Consider the following 13616-nt stretch of genomic DNA (forward strand, 5'->3'; position numbering starts at 1 on the left):
CGGGGCGGGGGCGGCGGTCAGAAGTCGTCGTCGAAGGTGACCGACCCGGTCACCCCGACCTGGTACGCCGACACCCGGCGTTCGAAGAAGTTGGACAGCTCCTGCACGTCCTGCAACTCCATGAACGTGAACGGGTTGCCGCTGCCGTACATCGGGGCGATGCCGAGCACGGCGAGGCGCCGGTCGGCCACGTGCTGGAGGTACTCGCGCATGTCCGCCGGCGACATCCCGGGCACGCCCTGCCCGAGCAGGTCGTCGGCGAAGCTCACCTCGCACTCCACCGCCTCGGCCAGCATCTCCTTCACCTGCTTCTCCATCTCGTCGTCGAACAGGTCCGGTTCCTCGGCGCGTACGGTCTCCACCACGTCGAAGGCGAACGCCATGTGCATCGACTCGTCCCGGAACACCCAGTTGGTGCCGGAGGCCAGCCCGTTGAGCAGGCCCCGGGAGCGCAGGAAGTAGACGTAGGCGAACGCGCCGTAGAAGAACAGGCCCTCGATGCACGCGGCGAAGCAGATCAGGTTGAGCAGGAACGCCCGCCGGTCCGCCCGGGTCCGCAGTTCCCGCAGCTCGAAGACGGAGTCGATCCACCGGAAGCAGAACTCGGCCTTGCGGGCGATCGACGGGATGTTCTCCACCGCCGCGAACGCGGCGAACCGTTCCTTCTCGTCCGGCACGTACGTGTCCAGCAGGTTCAGGTAGAACTGGACGTGCACCGCCTCCTCGAACAGCTGCCGGGACAGGTAGAGCCGGCCCTCGGGGGAGTTGACGTGCTGGTAGAGGTTGAGCACCAGGTTGTTGGCGACGATGGTGTCGCCGGTCGCGAAGAACGCCACCAGCCGCGACACCAGGTGCCGTTCGGCGGGGGACAGCTTCGCCAGGTCGGCGAGGTCCGAGTGCAGGTCCACCTCCTCGACCGTCCAGGTGTTCTTGATCGCGTCCTTGAACCGGTCGAAGAAGCGCGGGTAGCGCATCGGTCGCAGGGTCAGGTCCATGCCGGGGTCGAGCAGCATGTGCCGGGTCGGTGCGGTGGTGGTCACTGGCATGCCTCGCAGCTCTCGGGGTTCTCCAGGGAACAGGCCAGCGCCTCGTCGTCGCTCACGGAGGAGACCACGCCGGAGACCGGGGCGAGCGCCGGCGCGACGGTGGCCTGCTGGATGCGGGTGGCGGGACGGGAACGCAGGTAGTAGGTGGTCTTCAGCCCGGCCTTCCAGGCGTACAGGTACATCGAGGACAACTTGCCGATGGTCGGCGCGCTCAGGAACAGGTTCAGCGACTGGGACTGGTCGACGAACGGCGCCCGCGCGGCGGCCAGGTCGATCAGCGCCCGCTGCGGCAGCTCCCAGGCGGTGCGGAACAGCTCCCGCACCGGCGCGGGCAGCTCGGCGATGTCCTGCACCGAGCCCTCGGCCCGCTTGATCCGGTCGCGGACCTGCGGCGTCCACAGCCCGCGCGCCTTCAGCTCCCGCACCAGGTACGTGTTGACCTGGAGGAACTCCCCGGACATGGTCTCGCGCTTGAACAGGTTGGACACCTGCGGCTCCACGCACTCGTAGCAGCCGGCGATGGAGGCGATGGTGGCGGTCGGCGCGATCGCCACCAGCAGCGAGTTGCGCAGCCCGTGTGCGGCGATCCGCTCGCGCAGCGCCGCCCACCGTCCGGCCTGCGCCGGCTCCGCGCCCCACAGGTCCGGGTGCAGGTCACCCTTCGCGGCCCGGGTCTGCGGGTACGCCGGATGCGGCCCGAACCGCTCGGCCAGCCCGGCGGAGGTCTCCAGCGCGGTCAGCAGGATCTCCTCCTGCACCCGGGTGGACAGTTCCTTCGCCTCGGCGGAGTCGAACGGCAGGCGCAGCGTGAAGAACGCGTCCTGCAGGCCCATCAGCCCGAGCCCGACCGGCCGCCAGCGCGGGTTGGACGCCGCCGCCTGCTCGGCCGGGTAGTAGTTGATGTCGATCACCCGGTCGAGGAACACCACAGCGGTGCGTACCGTGGCGCGCAGCCGCTCCCAGTCCACCCCGTCGGCGGTGACGTGTGCGCCGAGGTTCACCGAGCCGAGGTTGCACACCGCGGTCTCGGTGTCGTCGTTGACCTCCAGGATCTCCGTGCACAGGTTGGACAGGTGGATCACGTTGCCCGGCTCACCGGTCTGGTTGGACAGCCGGTTCGCGGCGTCCTTGAACGTCATCCAGCCGTTTCCGGTCTGCGCGAGCGTGCGCATCATCCGCCCGTACAGGTCCCGGGCCTTCACCGTGCGCACCGCGTTCTTCTCGGCCGCCCGGTACGCGGCGTCGAACGCCTCGCCGTACAGGTCGGGCAGCTCCGGGGCGTCCGACGGGTCGACGAGCGACCACTCGCCGTCGGCCTCGACCCGCCGCATGAACTCGTCCGGGATCCAGTTGGCCAGGTTGAGGTTGTGCGTCCGCCGGGACTCCTCGCCGGTGTTGTCCCGCAGCTCCAGGAACTCCTCCACGTCCGGGTGCCACGGCTCCAGATAGACGCAGGCCGCGCCCTTGCGCCGGCCGCCCTGGTTGACCGCTGCCACCCCGGCGTCGAGCGTCTTGAGGAACGGCACGATGCCGTTGGACCGGCCGTTCGTGCCCCGGATCAGCGCGCCCCGGCCGCGCACCCGCGACCAGGCGATGCCGATGCCGCCGGAGAACTTCGACAGCTTCGCCACCTGGTGGTACCGCTCGTAGATCGAGTCCAGCTCGTCGCGCGGCGAGTCGACCAGGAAGCACGACGACATCTGGGTGTGCCGGGTGCCGGAGTTGAACAGCGTGGGGGAGCTGGGCAGGTACGCGAGGCTGGACATCAGCCGGTAGAAGCCGACCGCCTCGCCGGGGGTGCGGGACAGCCCGCAGGCCACCCGCAGCAGCCAGTACTGCGGCGTCTCCACCACCAGCCGCGACTGCGGGTGCCGCAGCAGGTAGCGGTCGGCCACCGTGCGCAGTCCGAAGTACTCGAACCGCCTGTCGGCGTCCGGGTCCACGGCGTCGTCGAGCTTGCGGGCGTGCCGGGCCACGAACGCGGCCGTCTCGTCGCCGATCAGGCCCAGCCCGTGCGCGTACGCGATCGACTGGCTGAAGCTCGCCACGCCCTGACCGCGGACCTCCTTGTCCACGTACGCGGCCAGCAGCCTTGCTGCCAGCTTCGAGTACTGCGGCTCCTCGCCGATCAGCTCCGCCGCGGTCTGGATCGACAACCGGTCCAGCTCGGCGGTCGTCGCCCCGTCGTAGAGCCCGCTGATCGTCTTGGTGGCCACCCGCAGCGGGTCCACCTCGTCCAGGTCGGCGACCCAGCGCTCGACCGCCCGGACGATCTTGCCGACGTCCACCGGCTCGGTGTCGCCGTCCCGCTTGCGTACCCGCATCGCCGGCCGGCGGGCCTCGGACCCGCCGGTGGCGGACGGGGGACTCTCCTGCACGACAGTCATGACCTCTCCTCGCTGTCACCGTCTGGAGACGGCGGGAGACGCCAACGGGCACGGCGCGGCCGGCCCGGCTGCTGGCGTCGGTCGTCCCGCGCGACCTCCGGCCGCCGTACGCGGAGGCGTACGGCGCGCTGGCAGGTCTTCGGACTCGCGGGCCCGACCGGGGTCGCCGGTCGCCTACCGGCCGTCGCTTCCCAGGCCGGTGGCCCAGTGCTGTTGACGGCTGTCGTTCCCACTCACCGCTGCGGGGCAGTCCCGGATTCCCACCGGGTTCCCTCTTGCCTCGGCCCCGCCCCGGAGGGCTCGGCCGAACCAGCTGCGGCACCACCATATATGGCGGTGAGGGCTTGTGTGCAACACCAGATGTCGTGTCGGCGTGTCGGAATGATCTCACTGTCCACAGTGCCTACCCCCGATTCCGGCGCGACCCGGCGGGCGCGATACTCGGCGTATGGGGAATACCGGGCGCCGCTGGGCGTGGGTGGCGGTCCTGTTCGTCGGCGTCGGGCTTCACCTGCTGGTGCTGGAGACACTGGCCGGCACCGGGACCGTCACGTTCGTACCGGCGCTGATCGTGCTCGGCGCGTGCGTCGCGCCCGCCACGTTCCTGGCCTTCGCCCAGGGACGGCCGGCCCGCCGCCCGGTCCCCGGCTCCGTCGTCGGCGTCGCCGCGCTCCTCGGCGGCGTGGTCGGCGTGGTCGCCGCCGGCTGGCTGGAGTACGGCACGCTGCACCGCCTCGGCGTCCTGCCGATGGCGCTCGTCGGCCTGGCCGAGGAGACCGCCAAGCTGATCGTGCCGGCCGGCATCCTGCTGCTGTGGCGGCGGCACCCGTCCCCGGCGCAGGGCCTGGTGATCGGCGTGGCCTCCGGCGCCGGGTTCGCCGCGCTGGAGACCGTGGGGTACGCGTTCGCCGTCTTCGTCGGGTCGGAGGGCAACCTCGGCGCGGTCGAGCGGACGCTGCTGGTGCGCGGTCTCACCGCGCCCGCCGCGCACCTGGCCTGGACCGGGCTGACCGCCGCCGCGCTGTTCACGTTCGCCGCCGCGCCCGGCGGCCGGAAGCTGGCGGCATTCCTGCTCACCTTCGCCGCCGCCGTCACGCTGCACACCTGCTGGGACACGTTCGGCACCCAGCCCGCGTACGTGTTCATCGGCGCCGTGTCGCTGGGCTGGGTGTTGCTGCGCCTGCACCTGGACCGCGAGCGGCCGCCCGCGTCCGGGACGCCGGTCGTGCCGGCATCCCGGGAGACGGCAGCGCGTGCCGGCTGAGCCGGGCGGCCGGCCCTCCGGCTCCGCGCCGCCCGGCACGTCAGCCGACGGCCAGCCGGACGCCGAGCGCGACGAAGGCGACAGCGCAGAGCCGGTCGACGCGCCGCGACCAGCGGCTGTCGCCCCACCGCCCGGCGAACCGGCCGGCGCCCACGCCGAGCGCCAGGTCCACGGCGAGCTGCACCGCGACGAACAGCGCCCCGAGCAGCACCAGCTGCGCCGCCACCGGGCCCGCCTCGGGCCGGACGAACTGCGGCAGGAACGCCACACTGAACAGGATCATCTTCGGGTTGAGCAGGTTCGTCAGCAGCCCGCGCCGGAACGCCCGCCCGGCGCCGCCGTCCGGGCGGTCCGCCGGGGCTCCGGGCCGGCCGGTGCCGCGCAGCGCCCGCAGGCCCAGCACGATGAGGTACGCCGCACCGGCCCACCGGATCGCGGTGAACAGCACCGGGGACGCGGCGATCAACGTGGCGAGCCCGGCCACCACGGCGGCGACGTGCACCGCTTCCCCGGCGGCGACCCCGAGCGCGGCCACCGCGCCCGCCCGCGGGCCGTACCGGGTGGCGTTCGCGAGCACGAACATCATGTCCGGCCCCGGGGTGAGCATGAGCACCACGATCGCGGCCAGGTAACCGGCGAGCGTGGCCGCCGACAGTCCGAGCACCGCTCAGCCCTCCCCGGCGCCGTCGAGCAGCGCCCGGCGCAGCGCCAGCCGGTGCTCGCGCCGGATCTGCGCCTCCCGGTAGCGCCGCCGGTCACCGTCGGTCTCGGCGTGCAGCGGCGGCACCGGCCGGGGCTGCCCGTCGTCGTCGACCGCCACCATCACCAGGTGCGCGGTCGCCACGTCCACCGGCGGCACCGCGCGGTCCCACCGGTCCGCGCTGACCTTCACCGCCACCTCCATCGAGCTGCGGCCGGCCCAGGTGATCCGGGCGTCCACGTGCACCACGTCCCCGACGCGTACCGCACGCAGGAACGCGGTCTCGTCGATGGCGGCGGTGACGGCCGGGCCGTCGGAATGGCGGGCGGCGACCACACCGGCGACCGAGTCGATCAGGTTCAGGATGCGCCCGCCGTGGACCGTGCCCATCAGGTTGGTGTGGTGCTGGTCCATGATCTGCGACAGGGTCAGGTGCGAGGCCGACGGTGGTCGGCCGGTGAGCGTGATGGTGTCGGGCACTGTGCGGTTCCGTCCTCGCAGAAGCGGACCGCCGACCGGCCGGGGTGTGCACGTCGAGGACACGCCGACGGCCCTGCGTACGACGTGTCACCCGCCCGACCCACCCGCGAGGTCGACGGCGGCGCGCACCGGTGGTACGCGCGGCGCGGGCAGGTCTTCGGACTCGCGGGCGTGACACGAGGTCGCCTACCGGCCGTCGCTTCCCAGGCCGTGGCCCAGTGCTGTTGACGGCTGTCGTTCCCACTCACCGCTGCGGGGCAGTCCCGGACTTCCACCGGGTTCCCTCTTACGACACCCGGCCGTCGCCGACCGGGTGAACCAGCGCTTCCCGCAGCGTAGCCCAGCGCCCGAGGCCGGCGGCACAGGCGTCAGGCCGGCGCCGATCCCGTCACAGCGGCAAGCGGCGCCGCGCCGAACGACACCGCGAACCGCTTGCACCAGATCGACACGCTGCGCAGGCCGTCCAGGTCCACCGACGCCGGGATGTCGTACGCCTGATCGCCGATGTTGCCCTTGAGCCGGCCCAGCTCGACCCAGCGGCCGTCGTCGAACACCTGCCAGCCGGCCCGGCCGGGCAGCACCTTCCGGTCGGTGAGCCACACCCGCAGGTCGGGCCCGTCCGAGGTGTCCAGTCCGCGCAGGAGCAGCTGACGGCGGCCGTCGGCGAGACGGACCAGCTGCGCCCGGCCGGACGTGTCGTGCTCGTGGGTGACGAAGTCACCGGCGGCGAGCACCACGTCGGCGGGCGGTGCGCCGGTCGGCGACGGGCCGGCCGCCGGTGAGCCGGTCGTGCCGGCCGGCTGCGGCTCCGCCACAGTGGGCAGCGCCTCGCGTACCTCGCGGTCGGTCACCAGCCGCCACGGCTGGAACAGGTACAGGCTCACCCCGAGGCCGGTGACGGCCGCGACGGCGAGCACCGACAACACCACACGTCTTCTGCCCATGCTCCGACGGTAGGCGCGGACCCGGCGGAAAGATCTTTCCGTCCGCTTACGGCTCGACCGCGGGCCGCCGCGCCGGGACGCCGATGGGTAGCGTCTGGCGCATGGGGCGCTACGTGCTCGTCGTCGACGACGACCGGACGGTGAGCGACGTCGTCCGGCGCTATCTGGAGCAGGACGGCTGCCGGGTCCGGCTGTCCTTCGACGGGCCGGACGCGCTCGCCGCGGCCGAGGAGGAGCCGCCCGACCTGGTGGTCCTCGACCTGATGATGCCGGGTCTCGACGGCATCGAGGTGTGCCGGCGGCTGCGGCGCCGGCTGCCCGGCCTGCCGGTCGTCATGCTCACCGCGCTCGGGGACGAGGCCGACCGGGTCGCCGGGCTGGAGGTCGGCGCGGACGACTACGTGACCAAGCCGTTCTCGCCGCGCGAACTGGTGCTGCGCATCAGGTCGGTGCTCCGGCGCGCGGCCCCGCAGGACCGGGGACCGGCAGGGACGCTGCGCGACGGCGACCTCACCGCGGACACCGGCCGCCGCGTCGCGGAGCGCGGCGGGCAGCAGCTGTCGCTGACCGTACGGGAGTTCGACCTGCTCGCGTTCCTGCTGGCGAACCCGGGACGCGCCTGGTCACGGGCCGAGCTGCTGGACCGCGTGTGGGGCTGGCGGTTCGGCGACCAGTCCACAGTCACCGTTCACGTCCGGCGGCTGCGGGAGAAGATCGAGGACCACCCGGCGCAGCCGCGCCGCATCGTCACCGTGTGGGGCGTCGGTTACCGGTACGAGCCGTCGGAGGCGTCCCGGTGAACGAACTGATGGTCATCGGGCTCTACGCCCTGCTCGCCGGCGCTGCCGTCGGCGCGCTCGGCGTCGGCGCGTTGCGGCTGGTGCGCCACCGGTCGATCCTCGCGCACATCGCGGTGCTGCTCGCGGTCACCATCGCCTCGGTGACGGCGGGCGTCACCGCCGTCGCCCAGGCCATGTTCCTGTCCGCGCACGACCTCCAGGTCGTCCTCGTCACTGTCGCGGCGTCCGCGGCGCTCAGCCTGGCCGTCGGGGTGGCGTTCGCCCGCCGCCTCGCCCAGGCGGCGGTCTGGGCCGACCAGGCCCGGCAGCGGGAGCGGCAGCTGGAGGCCGGCCGCCGCGAGCTTGTCGCATGGGTCTCCCATGATCTGCGTACGCCGCTGGCCGGGCTGCGGGCGATGGCGGAGGCGCTGGAGGACCGGGTGGTCGAGGAGCCGGCGGCGGTGGCCGAGTACCACCGCCGGATCCGGGTCGAGACGGACCGGATGACACGCCTGGTCGACGACCTGTTCGAGCTGTCCCGGATCACCGCCGGAGCGCTGCGGCCCGCGCTGTCCCCGGTGCCGCTCGGCGACGTGGTCTCCGACGCGATCGCCGCCACCGCGCCGCTGGCCGCCGACCGGCGGGTCCGGGTGCTCGCCCCGGAGACCGGCTGGCCGACCGTCCGTGCCGCCGAGGCCGAACTCGCCCGCGTCGTGACGAACCTGCTCGTCAACTCGGTGCGGTACACGCCACCGGACGGCACTGTGCGCATCGACGCCGGGCGGGACGACGACGACGCGTGGCTCGCCGTCTCCGACACCTGCGGCGGCATTCCCGAGGCGGACCTGCCCCGGGTGTTCGACGTGGCGTTCCGGGGCACCCGCGCCCGTACCCCCGCACCGGCCGGCGCCGACGAGTCGGCGCCGGCCGGCGGCGGGCTGGGTCTGGCGATCGTGCGCGGACTGGTCGAGGCGCACGGCGGGCGGGTGCACGCGCACAACGTGACCGGCGGGTGCCGGTTCGTGGTCCGCCTGCCGGCGGTCTGACCGCCCGGCTCACCGGGGCGGGCCGGTCGCCGCCGGCGGCGGGTGCGGCGGGCCGGTCAGGCGGCGTCCGGGGGACCGGTCTCCACCAGGCGTCCGTCCGCCAGGCGCAGCCAGCGGCCCACGTCGATCGCGGCGAGGAACCGCTCGTCGTGGCTGACCACCAGCAACGCGCCCCGGTAGGCGTGCAGCGCGCTCTCCAACTGGCCGACGCTGACCAGGTCGAGGTTGTTCGTCGGCTCGTCGAGCAGCAGGAGCTGCGGGGCCGGTTCGGCGCCCAGCACGCACGCGAGTGTGGCGCGCAGCCGCTCCCCGCCGGAGAGCACACCGACCGGAAGGTGCGCGCGCGGGCCGCGGAACAGGAAGCGGGCGAGCAGGTTCATCCGCTGCGCGTCCGGGGCCTGCGGCGCGAACGCGGCCAGGTTCTCCGCCACGGTACGGTCCAGATCCAGCAGGTCCAGCCGCTGCGACAGGTACGCGATCCGGCCGTCCGCGCGGGTGATCCGGCCGCTCTCCGGCTCCAGGTCGCCGTCGATCAGCCGCAGCAGCGTCGACTTGCCCGCGCCGTTGTCGCCGAGCAGGGCGATCCGTTCCGGACCACGGATCGTCAGGTCGACCCCGTCGGCGGCGAACAGCGACCGCTCGCCGTGCCGGACCTGCACCCCTTCGGCGCTCAGCAGCGTGCGTCCGGCCGGGACGGTGGTGGCGGGCAGCTCCACCGTGATCGTCTTCTCGTTGCGCAGCGCCCGCTCGGCCTCGTCGAGGCGCGCCCGGGCGTCGTCGACCCGCCCGGAGTGCATCTCGTTCGCCTTGCCCGCTGCCACCTGCGCGTCCCGCTTCAGGCCGCCGGCGACGATCCTCGCCAGACCCGCGTTCTTCAGGTTCCGGGAGGCGTTGCCGGCTCGCCGGGCCGCCCGCTCGCGGGCCTCCTGCAACTCCCGCTTCTCCCGCTTGAGGTCCTGTTCGGCGCTGCGGACGTTCTTCTCCGCCACCTCCTGCGCGGCCCGTACGGCCGCCTCGTACGAGGTGAAGTCGCCGCCGTGGAAGCGCATCTCACCGCGATCGAGTTCGGCGATGCGGTCCATCCGGTCCAGCAGCGCCCGGTCGTGACTGACCAGCAGCAGGCAGCCGTGCCACTGTTCCAGCACGTCGTAGAGCCGGTGCCGGGCGCCCAGGTCGAGGTTGTTCGTGGGTTCGTCGAGCAGCAGCACGTCGGGCTGCTTGAGCAGTTGCGCCGCCAGCCCGAGGGAGACCACCTGCCCGCCGCTGAGCGTGCCCAGGCGCCTGTCGAAGGCGAGGTCGCCGAGGCCGAGCCGGTCGAGTTGCGCGCGGGTGCGCTCCTCGATGTCCCAGTCGGCGCCGATCGTGGTGAAGTGCTTCTCGTCGGCGTCGCCGGCCTCGATGGCGTGCAGCGCCGCGATCAGCGGGGCGATCTCCAGGACCTCGGCCACTGTCAGGTCGGCGGCCAGCGGCAGGCTCTGCGGGAGGTAGCCCAGCACGCCGTCGACGGTCACCGACCCGGCGGCCGGGCGGTACTCGCCGGCGATCAGCTTGAGCAGCGTGCTCTTGCCGGCGCCGTTCGGCGCGACCAGACCGGTCCGGCCGCCGCCGATGGTGAAGGAGAGGTTCTGGAAGACCGGGGTGTCGTCCGGCCAGGAGAAGCTCAGGTTCGAGCAGACGATGAAGGAATCGGACATCGGGAAGACGACCTCGACGATGAGGGCGGGCGGACCTCAGCCGCCCGGCGGGGGACACGGTCTCGGGGTACGACGGAACGACCACGGCGCTCGCCTGCGGTCGGTCACATGTCCGGTCTCACCCGGAGATGTCGTCGTCACCCGCCATGTCTGGTCTCCCTGCCTGCCTGATCGCCACTGGATCACTCCGGTCCACCGTAGCACCGGCGGTGGTCGCCAGGCGGTCCTGGAGACGGGCATGCCGGAACTGGTAGACCGGCCCCACCGTGCGCAGCACCGACCGGCGGTGCGCGTCGTCGAGGAATCGGAGCAGCCGCAGCGGCGCCACCCCGGTACGGCGCAGCTCGACCATGACGAGCAGGGCGCGCCAGGTCTGCGAGGACGTCACGCCGAGCAGGAAGCCGCCGACGATGCCACAGGCGATGCCACCTTCCGCCGATCCGGCGAGCCGCCCCACCAGGCCACCCAGGACGCCGAGCACGGACCCGAGCCAGAGGCCGCCGCCCACCGCGGACCACAGGTCCCGCCGCCAGGACAGCCGCGACGACACCGGGTCGTCCTCGTCCGCCGACCCGGCCATCGCCAGGTACACGCCCAGGGAGAGGCAACCGAGGAAACCGGTCGCGGTGAAGGCGAGGAAGACCGGGAAGGCCCGGCCGGACCCGATGCCTGTGACGTCGGCGCACGCGGCGACGAGGAGCCCGAAGAAGCCCAGGAACAACGCACCGGTGAGCCCGGCGCCGAGCACGTTCTCCATCCGCTGACGGCTGATCACCCGGCTCCACCTGATCCGGCGGAGCCGCAGTGGACGCCGGCCGATCAGCACGTCCCGGGAGAGCTTGGCGGTGAACGTGAGCACCAGCCCGAACGCCAGCCCGGCCAGGACGCCGAACGCCGGGCCGGCGAGCAACCCCGCGCTCAGTCCGGCGCCGAGGCCGGTGACGAGCACCGTCGAGACCGCGTACAGGTCCCAGGAGGTGAACGACGCCAGGTGCCACCACACCAGATCGCGGCTGCCCACCCGGTTCATCAGGTGGGCGAGGTGACCGAGCCAGCGCGCCGCCTGCGCAGCCGTGTAGCGCGGCTCCGGTACGCCGGGCTGGACGGCGTACGCCGCGGGGAGCACCCGGTCGAGCAGGGCGTCCTCCACCGCCTCCCGGCTGTGGTAGCGGTCGAGCAGCTCCGCGGCATCGTCGTCGGTGGTCACCGTGTCCCGGAACAGGCTCAGCATCAGCGGGCTGCGCAGCGCCTGCGCGACGGGACCGTCCGGCCGGTCGCGCACCTCGTCCACCAGCCGTTGCCACCCCGGCGGCAACGGCTGGGTCCGGCTCCTGGTGACGTACGCGGCGATGTCCGCGCCGGTCAGCGGCTCCAGCTCCAGGGCGGCGGCGCCGGAGAGGTGCCGGGCGGCGGCCACCGCCTCCACCAGCTCGCGGCTGCGGGTCGTCACCACCAGCCGGAACGTGGTCTGGACGTCGAGCGCGCGCAGGGCGACCGGTCGCAGCTCCGGCGGCAGTTCGTCCAGCCCGTCCAGGAAGAGGGCCACGTGCCCGCCCGTGACGAGCCGGCGGGCCGGTTCGAGCCCGCCGAGGACATCGTGATCGGCGGCCAGCCGGGCGGCCAGCCAGTCGGCGACCGGTTGCCGGCGCGGATCCCAGCCGGACACGGTCAGCAGCACCGGCACGGGTACCCGTGCGCGTTCCTGCTGCGGCAGGCGCTGCCGGTGCTCCAGCGCGTCGATCAGCAGCAGGACGACCGCTGCCGACTTGCCCGCACCGGGCCCGCCGAGCAGCAGGAGGCGGCCGGAGCCCAGGCCCGCGTACACCCGGAACAGGTCGTGCAGGTCGCCGTGGGCGAGGTCGGCCGCCCGCACCGGCGGGACGGCCGGCAGGGGCGGGAACCGGACCAGGTCGCCCTCGGTCGCGGCGGCGTCCACCGGCCCGGTGACCGGCCGGTCCGACCACCGCCAGTGGACCCGGATCGGAACCGGCGCCCACAGCCCGCGTTCGGTCGCCGCGCGGCTCCACTGCGCGAGGACGGCGGCGGCCAGCTCGTCGGCCGCCCGCTGCGCCGCGGGGCCGGGGCGGCGTGCACCCCGGTGGTTGCGCCGCCACAGCCAGCCCAGGATCGGCCCGCCCGCCGCCAGGACGGCGAGGACCGACTGCAGCAGGGTGAGCTGCCGGTCGGTGGCGTTCGGCAGCCAGGCTACCGACGCGCCGAGCCCGGCCGCGACGAGCATCGCCAGCACCGACCAGACCCCCCGCCGCATCCCGGTAGTGTGCCAGCCGGCCGGCTGTCCACACAGGCCCGTTCGCCGAGCCGGGAGTGTTCCGGCCCTATGCTCCTGGCCATGTCCCAGGTGACTGCGAGCCGCTGGTTCGGGCCGGCCGGATCCACGGCCGGTGACGCCCAGGTGTTCGTCTTCCCGTACGCCGGTGGCGTCGCCGCCTCCTTCGCGCAGTGGCGGGACCTGGCCGCGCCGGAGCTGTCGGTGCAGGTCGCGCTGATGCCGGGCCGGGGCGCCCGGCTGCACGAGCCACCCGTGGGCGACCTCGCGGAGCTGGTGGACGCGCTGGCCACAGCCGTCGCCGAGCGGGCGTCCGGGCCGTACCTGCTGTTCGGCCACAGCCTGGGGGCGCTGGTGGCGTTCGAGGTGACCCGGGAGCTGCGCCGCCGGGGCGCGCCCGCGCCGCTGGCGATGCTGGTCGGCGGCGCGGAGGCGCCGCAGACCCGGCTGGTACGGCGGCGCGTGCACGACCTCGACGACGCCGGTCTGATCGACGCGCTGCACGACTTCGGGGCCACGCCGGCCGCGCTGCTGGCCGATCGCGACCTGATGGAGCTGATCCTGCCCGGGGTACGGGCGGACTTCGTGCTGTCCGAGCGGTACGCCTACCGCCAGGGGCCGCCGCTGGAGGTGCCGGTGCACGTGCTGCTCGGCGACCGGGACGAGCACGTGGACCCGGGCCGGGCCGCGGGGTGGGCGCGGGAATGCGTCACCGAGCCGCAGTGGCACGTGTTTCCCGGCGGGCATTTCTTCCTTACCGACCATCTGCCGGAAATCATCGACCTAATGCGACACATCGTCGCCAGTCACACCCCTGTGGCGGAATAGGCGACAAAGAACGGGTAAGGACTCGTACCCGTACCGGACCTTCCGCAATGTCCGGTATTCGACCTGGTGAACGGCCGAGAAGCGGTGTTAAAGTCTGCCATCCGTTCGCCGAAGGGACGTCGCTGACGAGGCGGCATACTGTCGCGTGCGCCGAGGTGTCC

Annotated in this window: 11 protein-coding genes and 2 riboswitches; of the genes, 4 read left to right on the forward strand and 7 right to left on the reverse strand. The window is 73.3% G+C overall.

Annotated elements, in window-relative coordinates; all coding sequences use genetic code 11:
• Positions 1-17: 17 nt before the first annotated feature.
• Together IRY44_RS08835 and IRY44_RS08840 are read right to left on the reverse strand one after the other, a co-directional pair.
• Positions 18-1046 (reverse strand): ribonucleotide-diphosphate reductase subunit beta, encoded by a 1029-nt coding sequence (locus tag IRY44_RS08835; RefSeq protein ID WP_194799950.1) that lies wholly within the window; start codon positions 1044-1046, stop codon positions 18-20.
• A complete protein-coding gene (locus tag IRY44_RS08840) occupies positions 1037-3433 on the reverse strand; it encodes a ribonucleoside-diphosphate reductase subunit alpha (protein WP_194799951.1) in 2397 nt (798 codons plus the stop codon). Before IRY44_RS08840 ends, IRY44_RS08835 begins: the two co-directional genes overlap by 10 nt.
• Positions 3434-3545: 112 nt before the next feature.
• Positions 3546-3762: riboswitch (cobalamin riboswitch) on the reverse strand.
• Between the two features lie 119 nt (positions 3763-3881).
• Between IRY44_RS08840 and IRY44_RS08845 the strand changes: the two genes are divergently transcribed.
• A complete protein-coding gene (locus tag IRY44_RS08845) occupies positions 3882-4697 on the forward strand; it encodes a PrsW family glutamic-type intramembrane protease (protein WP_194799952.1) in 816 nt (271 codons plus the stop codon).
• A gap of 40 nt (positions 4698-4737) precedes the next feature.
• Here IRY44_RS08845 and IRY44_RS08850 read toward each other — a convergent pair whose 3' ends face one another.
• The 3 genes from IRY44_RS08850 to IRY44_RS08860 all read right to left on the reverse strand — a co-directional run bounded on the left by IRY44_RS08850 (position 4738) and on the right by IRY44_RS08860 (position 6821).
• Positions 4738-5361, reverse strand: a complete 624-nt coding sequence (locus IRY44_RS08850) for a LysE family translocator (RefSeq protein WP_194799953.1) — start codon at positions 5359-5361, stop codon at positions 4738-4740.
• 3 nt (positions 5362-5364) lie between these two features.
• On the reverse strand, positions 5365-5877 hold the full coding sequence (locus IRY44_RS08855; protein ID WP_030268885.1) for an acyl-CoA thioesterase: 513 nt from the start codon (positions 5875-5877) through the stop codon (positions 5365-5367).
• 130 nt (positions 5878-6007) lie between these two features.
• A riboswitch (cobalamin riboswitch) is annotated at positions 6008-6215 on the reverse strand.
• Between the two features lie 30 nt (positions 6216-6245).
• Positions 6246-6821 (reverse strand): DM13 domain-containing protein, encoded by a 576-nt coding sequence (locus tag IRY44_RS08860; RefSeq protein WP_194799954.1) that lies wholly within the window; start codon positions 6819-6821, stop codon positions 6246-6248.
• A gap of 101 nt (positions 6822-6922) precedes the next feature.
• On the opposite strand from IRY44_RS08860, the gene IRY44_RS08865 reads away from it, so the two are divergent.
• Both IRY44_RS08865 and IRY44_RS08870 read left to right on the forward strand, forming a co-directional pair.
• A complete protein-coding gene (locus IRY44_RS08865; protein WP_269696702.1) occupies positions 6923-7621 on the forward strand; it encodes a response regulator transcription factor in 699 nt (232 codons plus the stop codon).
• Positions 7618-8646, forward strand: coding sequence for a sensor histidine kinase (locus IRY44_RS08870; protein ID WP_370584899.1), 1029 nt, complete (start codon positions 7618-7620; stop codon positions 8644-8646). The genes IRY44_RS08865 and IRY44_RS08870 overlap by 4 nt, the downstream gene beginning before the upstream one ends.
• Positions 8647-8702: 56 nt before the next feature.
• Here the strand turns inward: IRY44_RS08870 and IRY44_RS08875 are convergent, their stop codons facing one another.
• Together IRY44_RS08875 and IRY44_RS08880 are read right to left on the reverse strand one after the other, a co-directional pair.
• Positions 8703-10340 (reverse strand): ABC-F family ATP-binding cassette domain-containing protein, encoded by a 1638-nt coding sequence (locus tag IRY44_RS08875; protein ID WP_194799956.1) that lies wholly within the window; start codon positions 10338-10340, stop codon positions 8703-8705.
• A 118-nt stretch (positions 10341-10458) separates the two neighbouring features.
• Entirely contained in the window at positions 10459-12609 is a 2151-nt protein-coding gene (locus tag IRY44_RS08880; protein WP_194799957.1) for a hypothetical protein, read from the reverse strand.
• An 81-nt stretch (positions 12610-12690) separates the two neighbouring features.
• On the opposite strand from IRY44_RS08880, the gene IRY44_RS08885 reads away from it, so the two are divergent.
• Positions 12691-13455 (forward strand): thioesterase II family protein, encoded by a 765-nt coding sequence (locus tag IRY44_RS08885; protein ID WP_228531756.1) that lies wholly within the window; start codon positions 12691-12693, stop codon positions 13453-13455.
• Positions 13456-13616 lie beyond the last annotated feature (161 nt).

Origin of the sequence: Micromonospora sp. ANENR4 (genome assembly GCF_015354395.1) — a bacterium.
Classification (GTDB): Bacteria; Actinomycetota; Actinomycetes; order Mycobacteriales; family Micromonosporaceae; genus Micromonospora; species Micromonospora aurantiaca.

What these genes read in the sequence shown, in the direction of transcription:
- IRY44_RS08835 (WP_194799950.1), bottom strand. Translation starts at nt 1,046, where the DNA reads ATGCCAGTGACCACCACCGCACCGACCCGGCACATGCTGCTCGACCCC.
- IRY44_RS08840 (WP_194799951.1), bottom strand. Translation starts at nt 3,433, where the DNA reads ATGACTGTCGTGCAGGAGAGTCCCCCGTCCGCCACCGGCGGGTCCGAG.
- IRY44_RS08845 (WP_194799952.1), top strand. Translation starts at nt 3,882, where the DNA reads ATGGGGAATACCGGGCGCCGCTGGGCGTGGGTGGCGGTCCTGTTCGTC.
- IRY44_RS08860 (WP_194799954.1), bottom strand. Translation starts at nt 6,821, where the DNA reads ATGGGCAGAAGACGTGTGGTGTTGTCGGTGCTCGCCGTCGCGGCCGTC.
- IRY44_RS08865 (WP_269696702.1), top strand. Translation starts at nt 6,923, where the DNA reads ATGGGGCGCTACGTGCTCGTCGTCGACGACGACCGGACGGTGAGCGAC.
- IRY44_RS08875 (WP_194799956.1), bottom strand. Translation starts at nt 10,340, where the DNA reads ATGTCCGATTCCTTCATCGTCTGCTCGAACCTGAGCTTCTCCTGGCCG.
- IRY44_RS08880 (WP_194799957.1), bottom strand. Translation starts at nt 12,609, where the DNA reads ATGCGGCGGGGGGTCTGGTCGGTGCTGGCGATGCTCGTCGCGGCCGGG.
- IRY44_RS08885 (WP_228531756.1), top strand. Translation starts at nt 12,691, where the DNA reads ATGTCCCAGGTGACTGCGAGCCGCTGGTTCGGGCCGGCCGGATCCACG.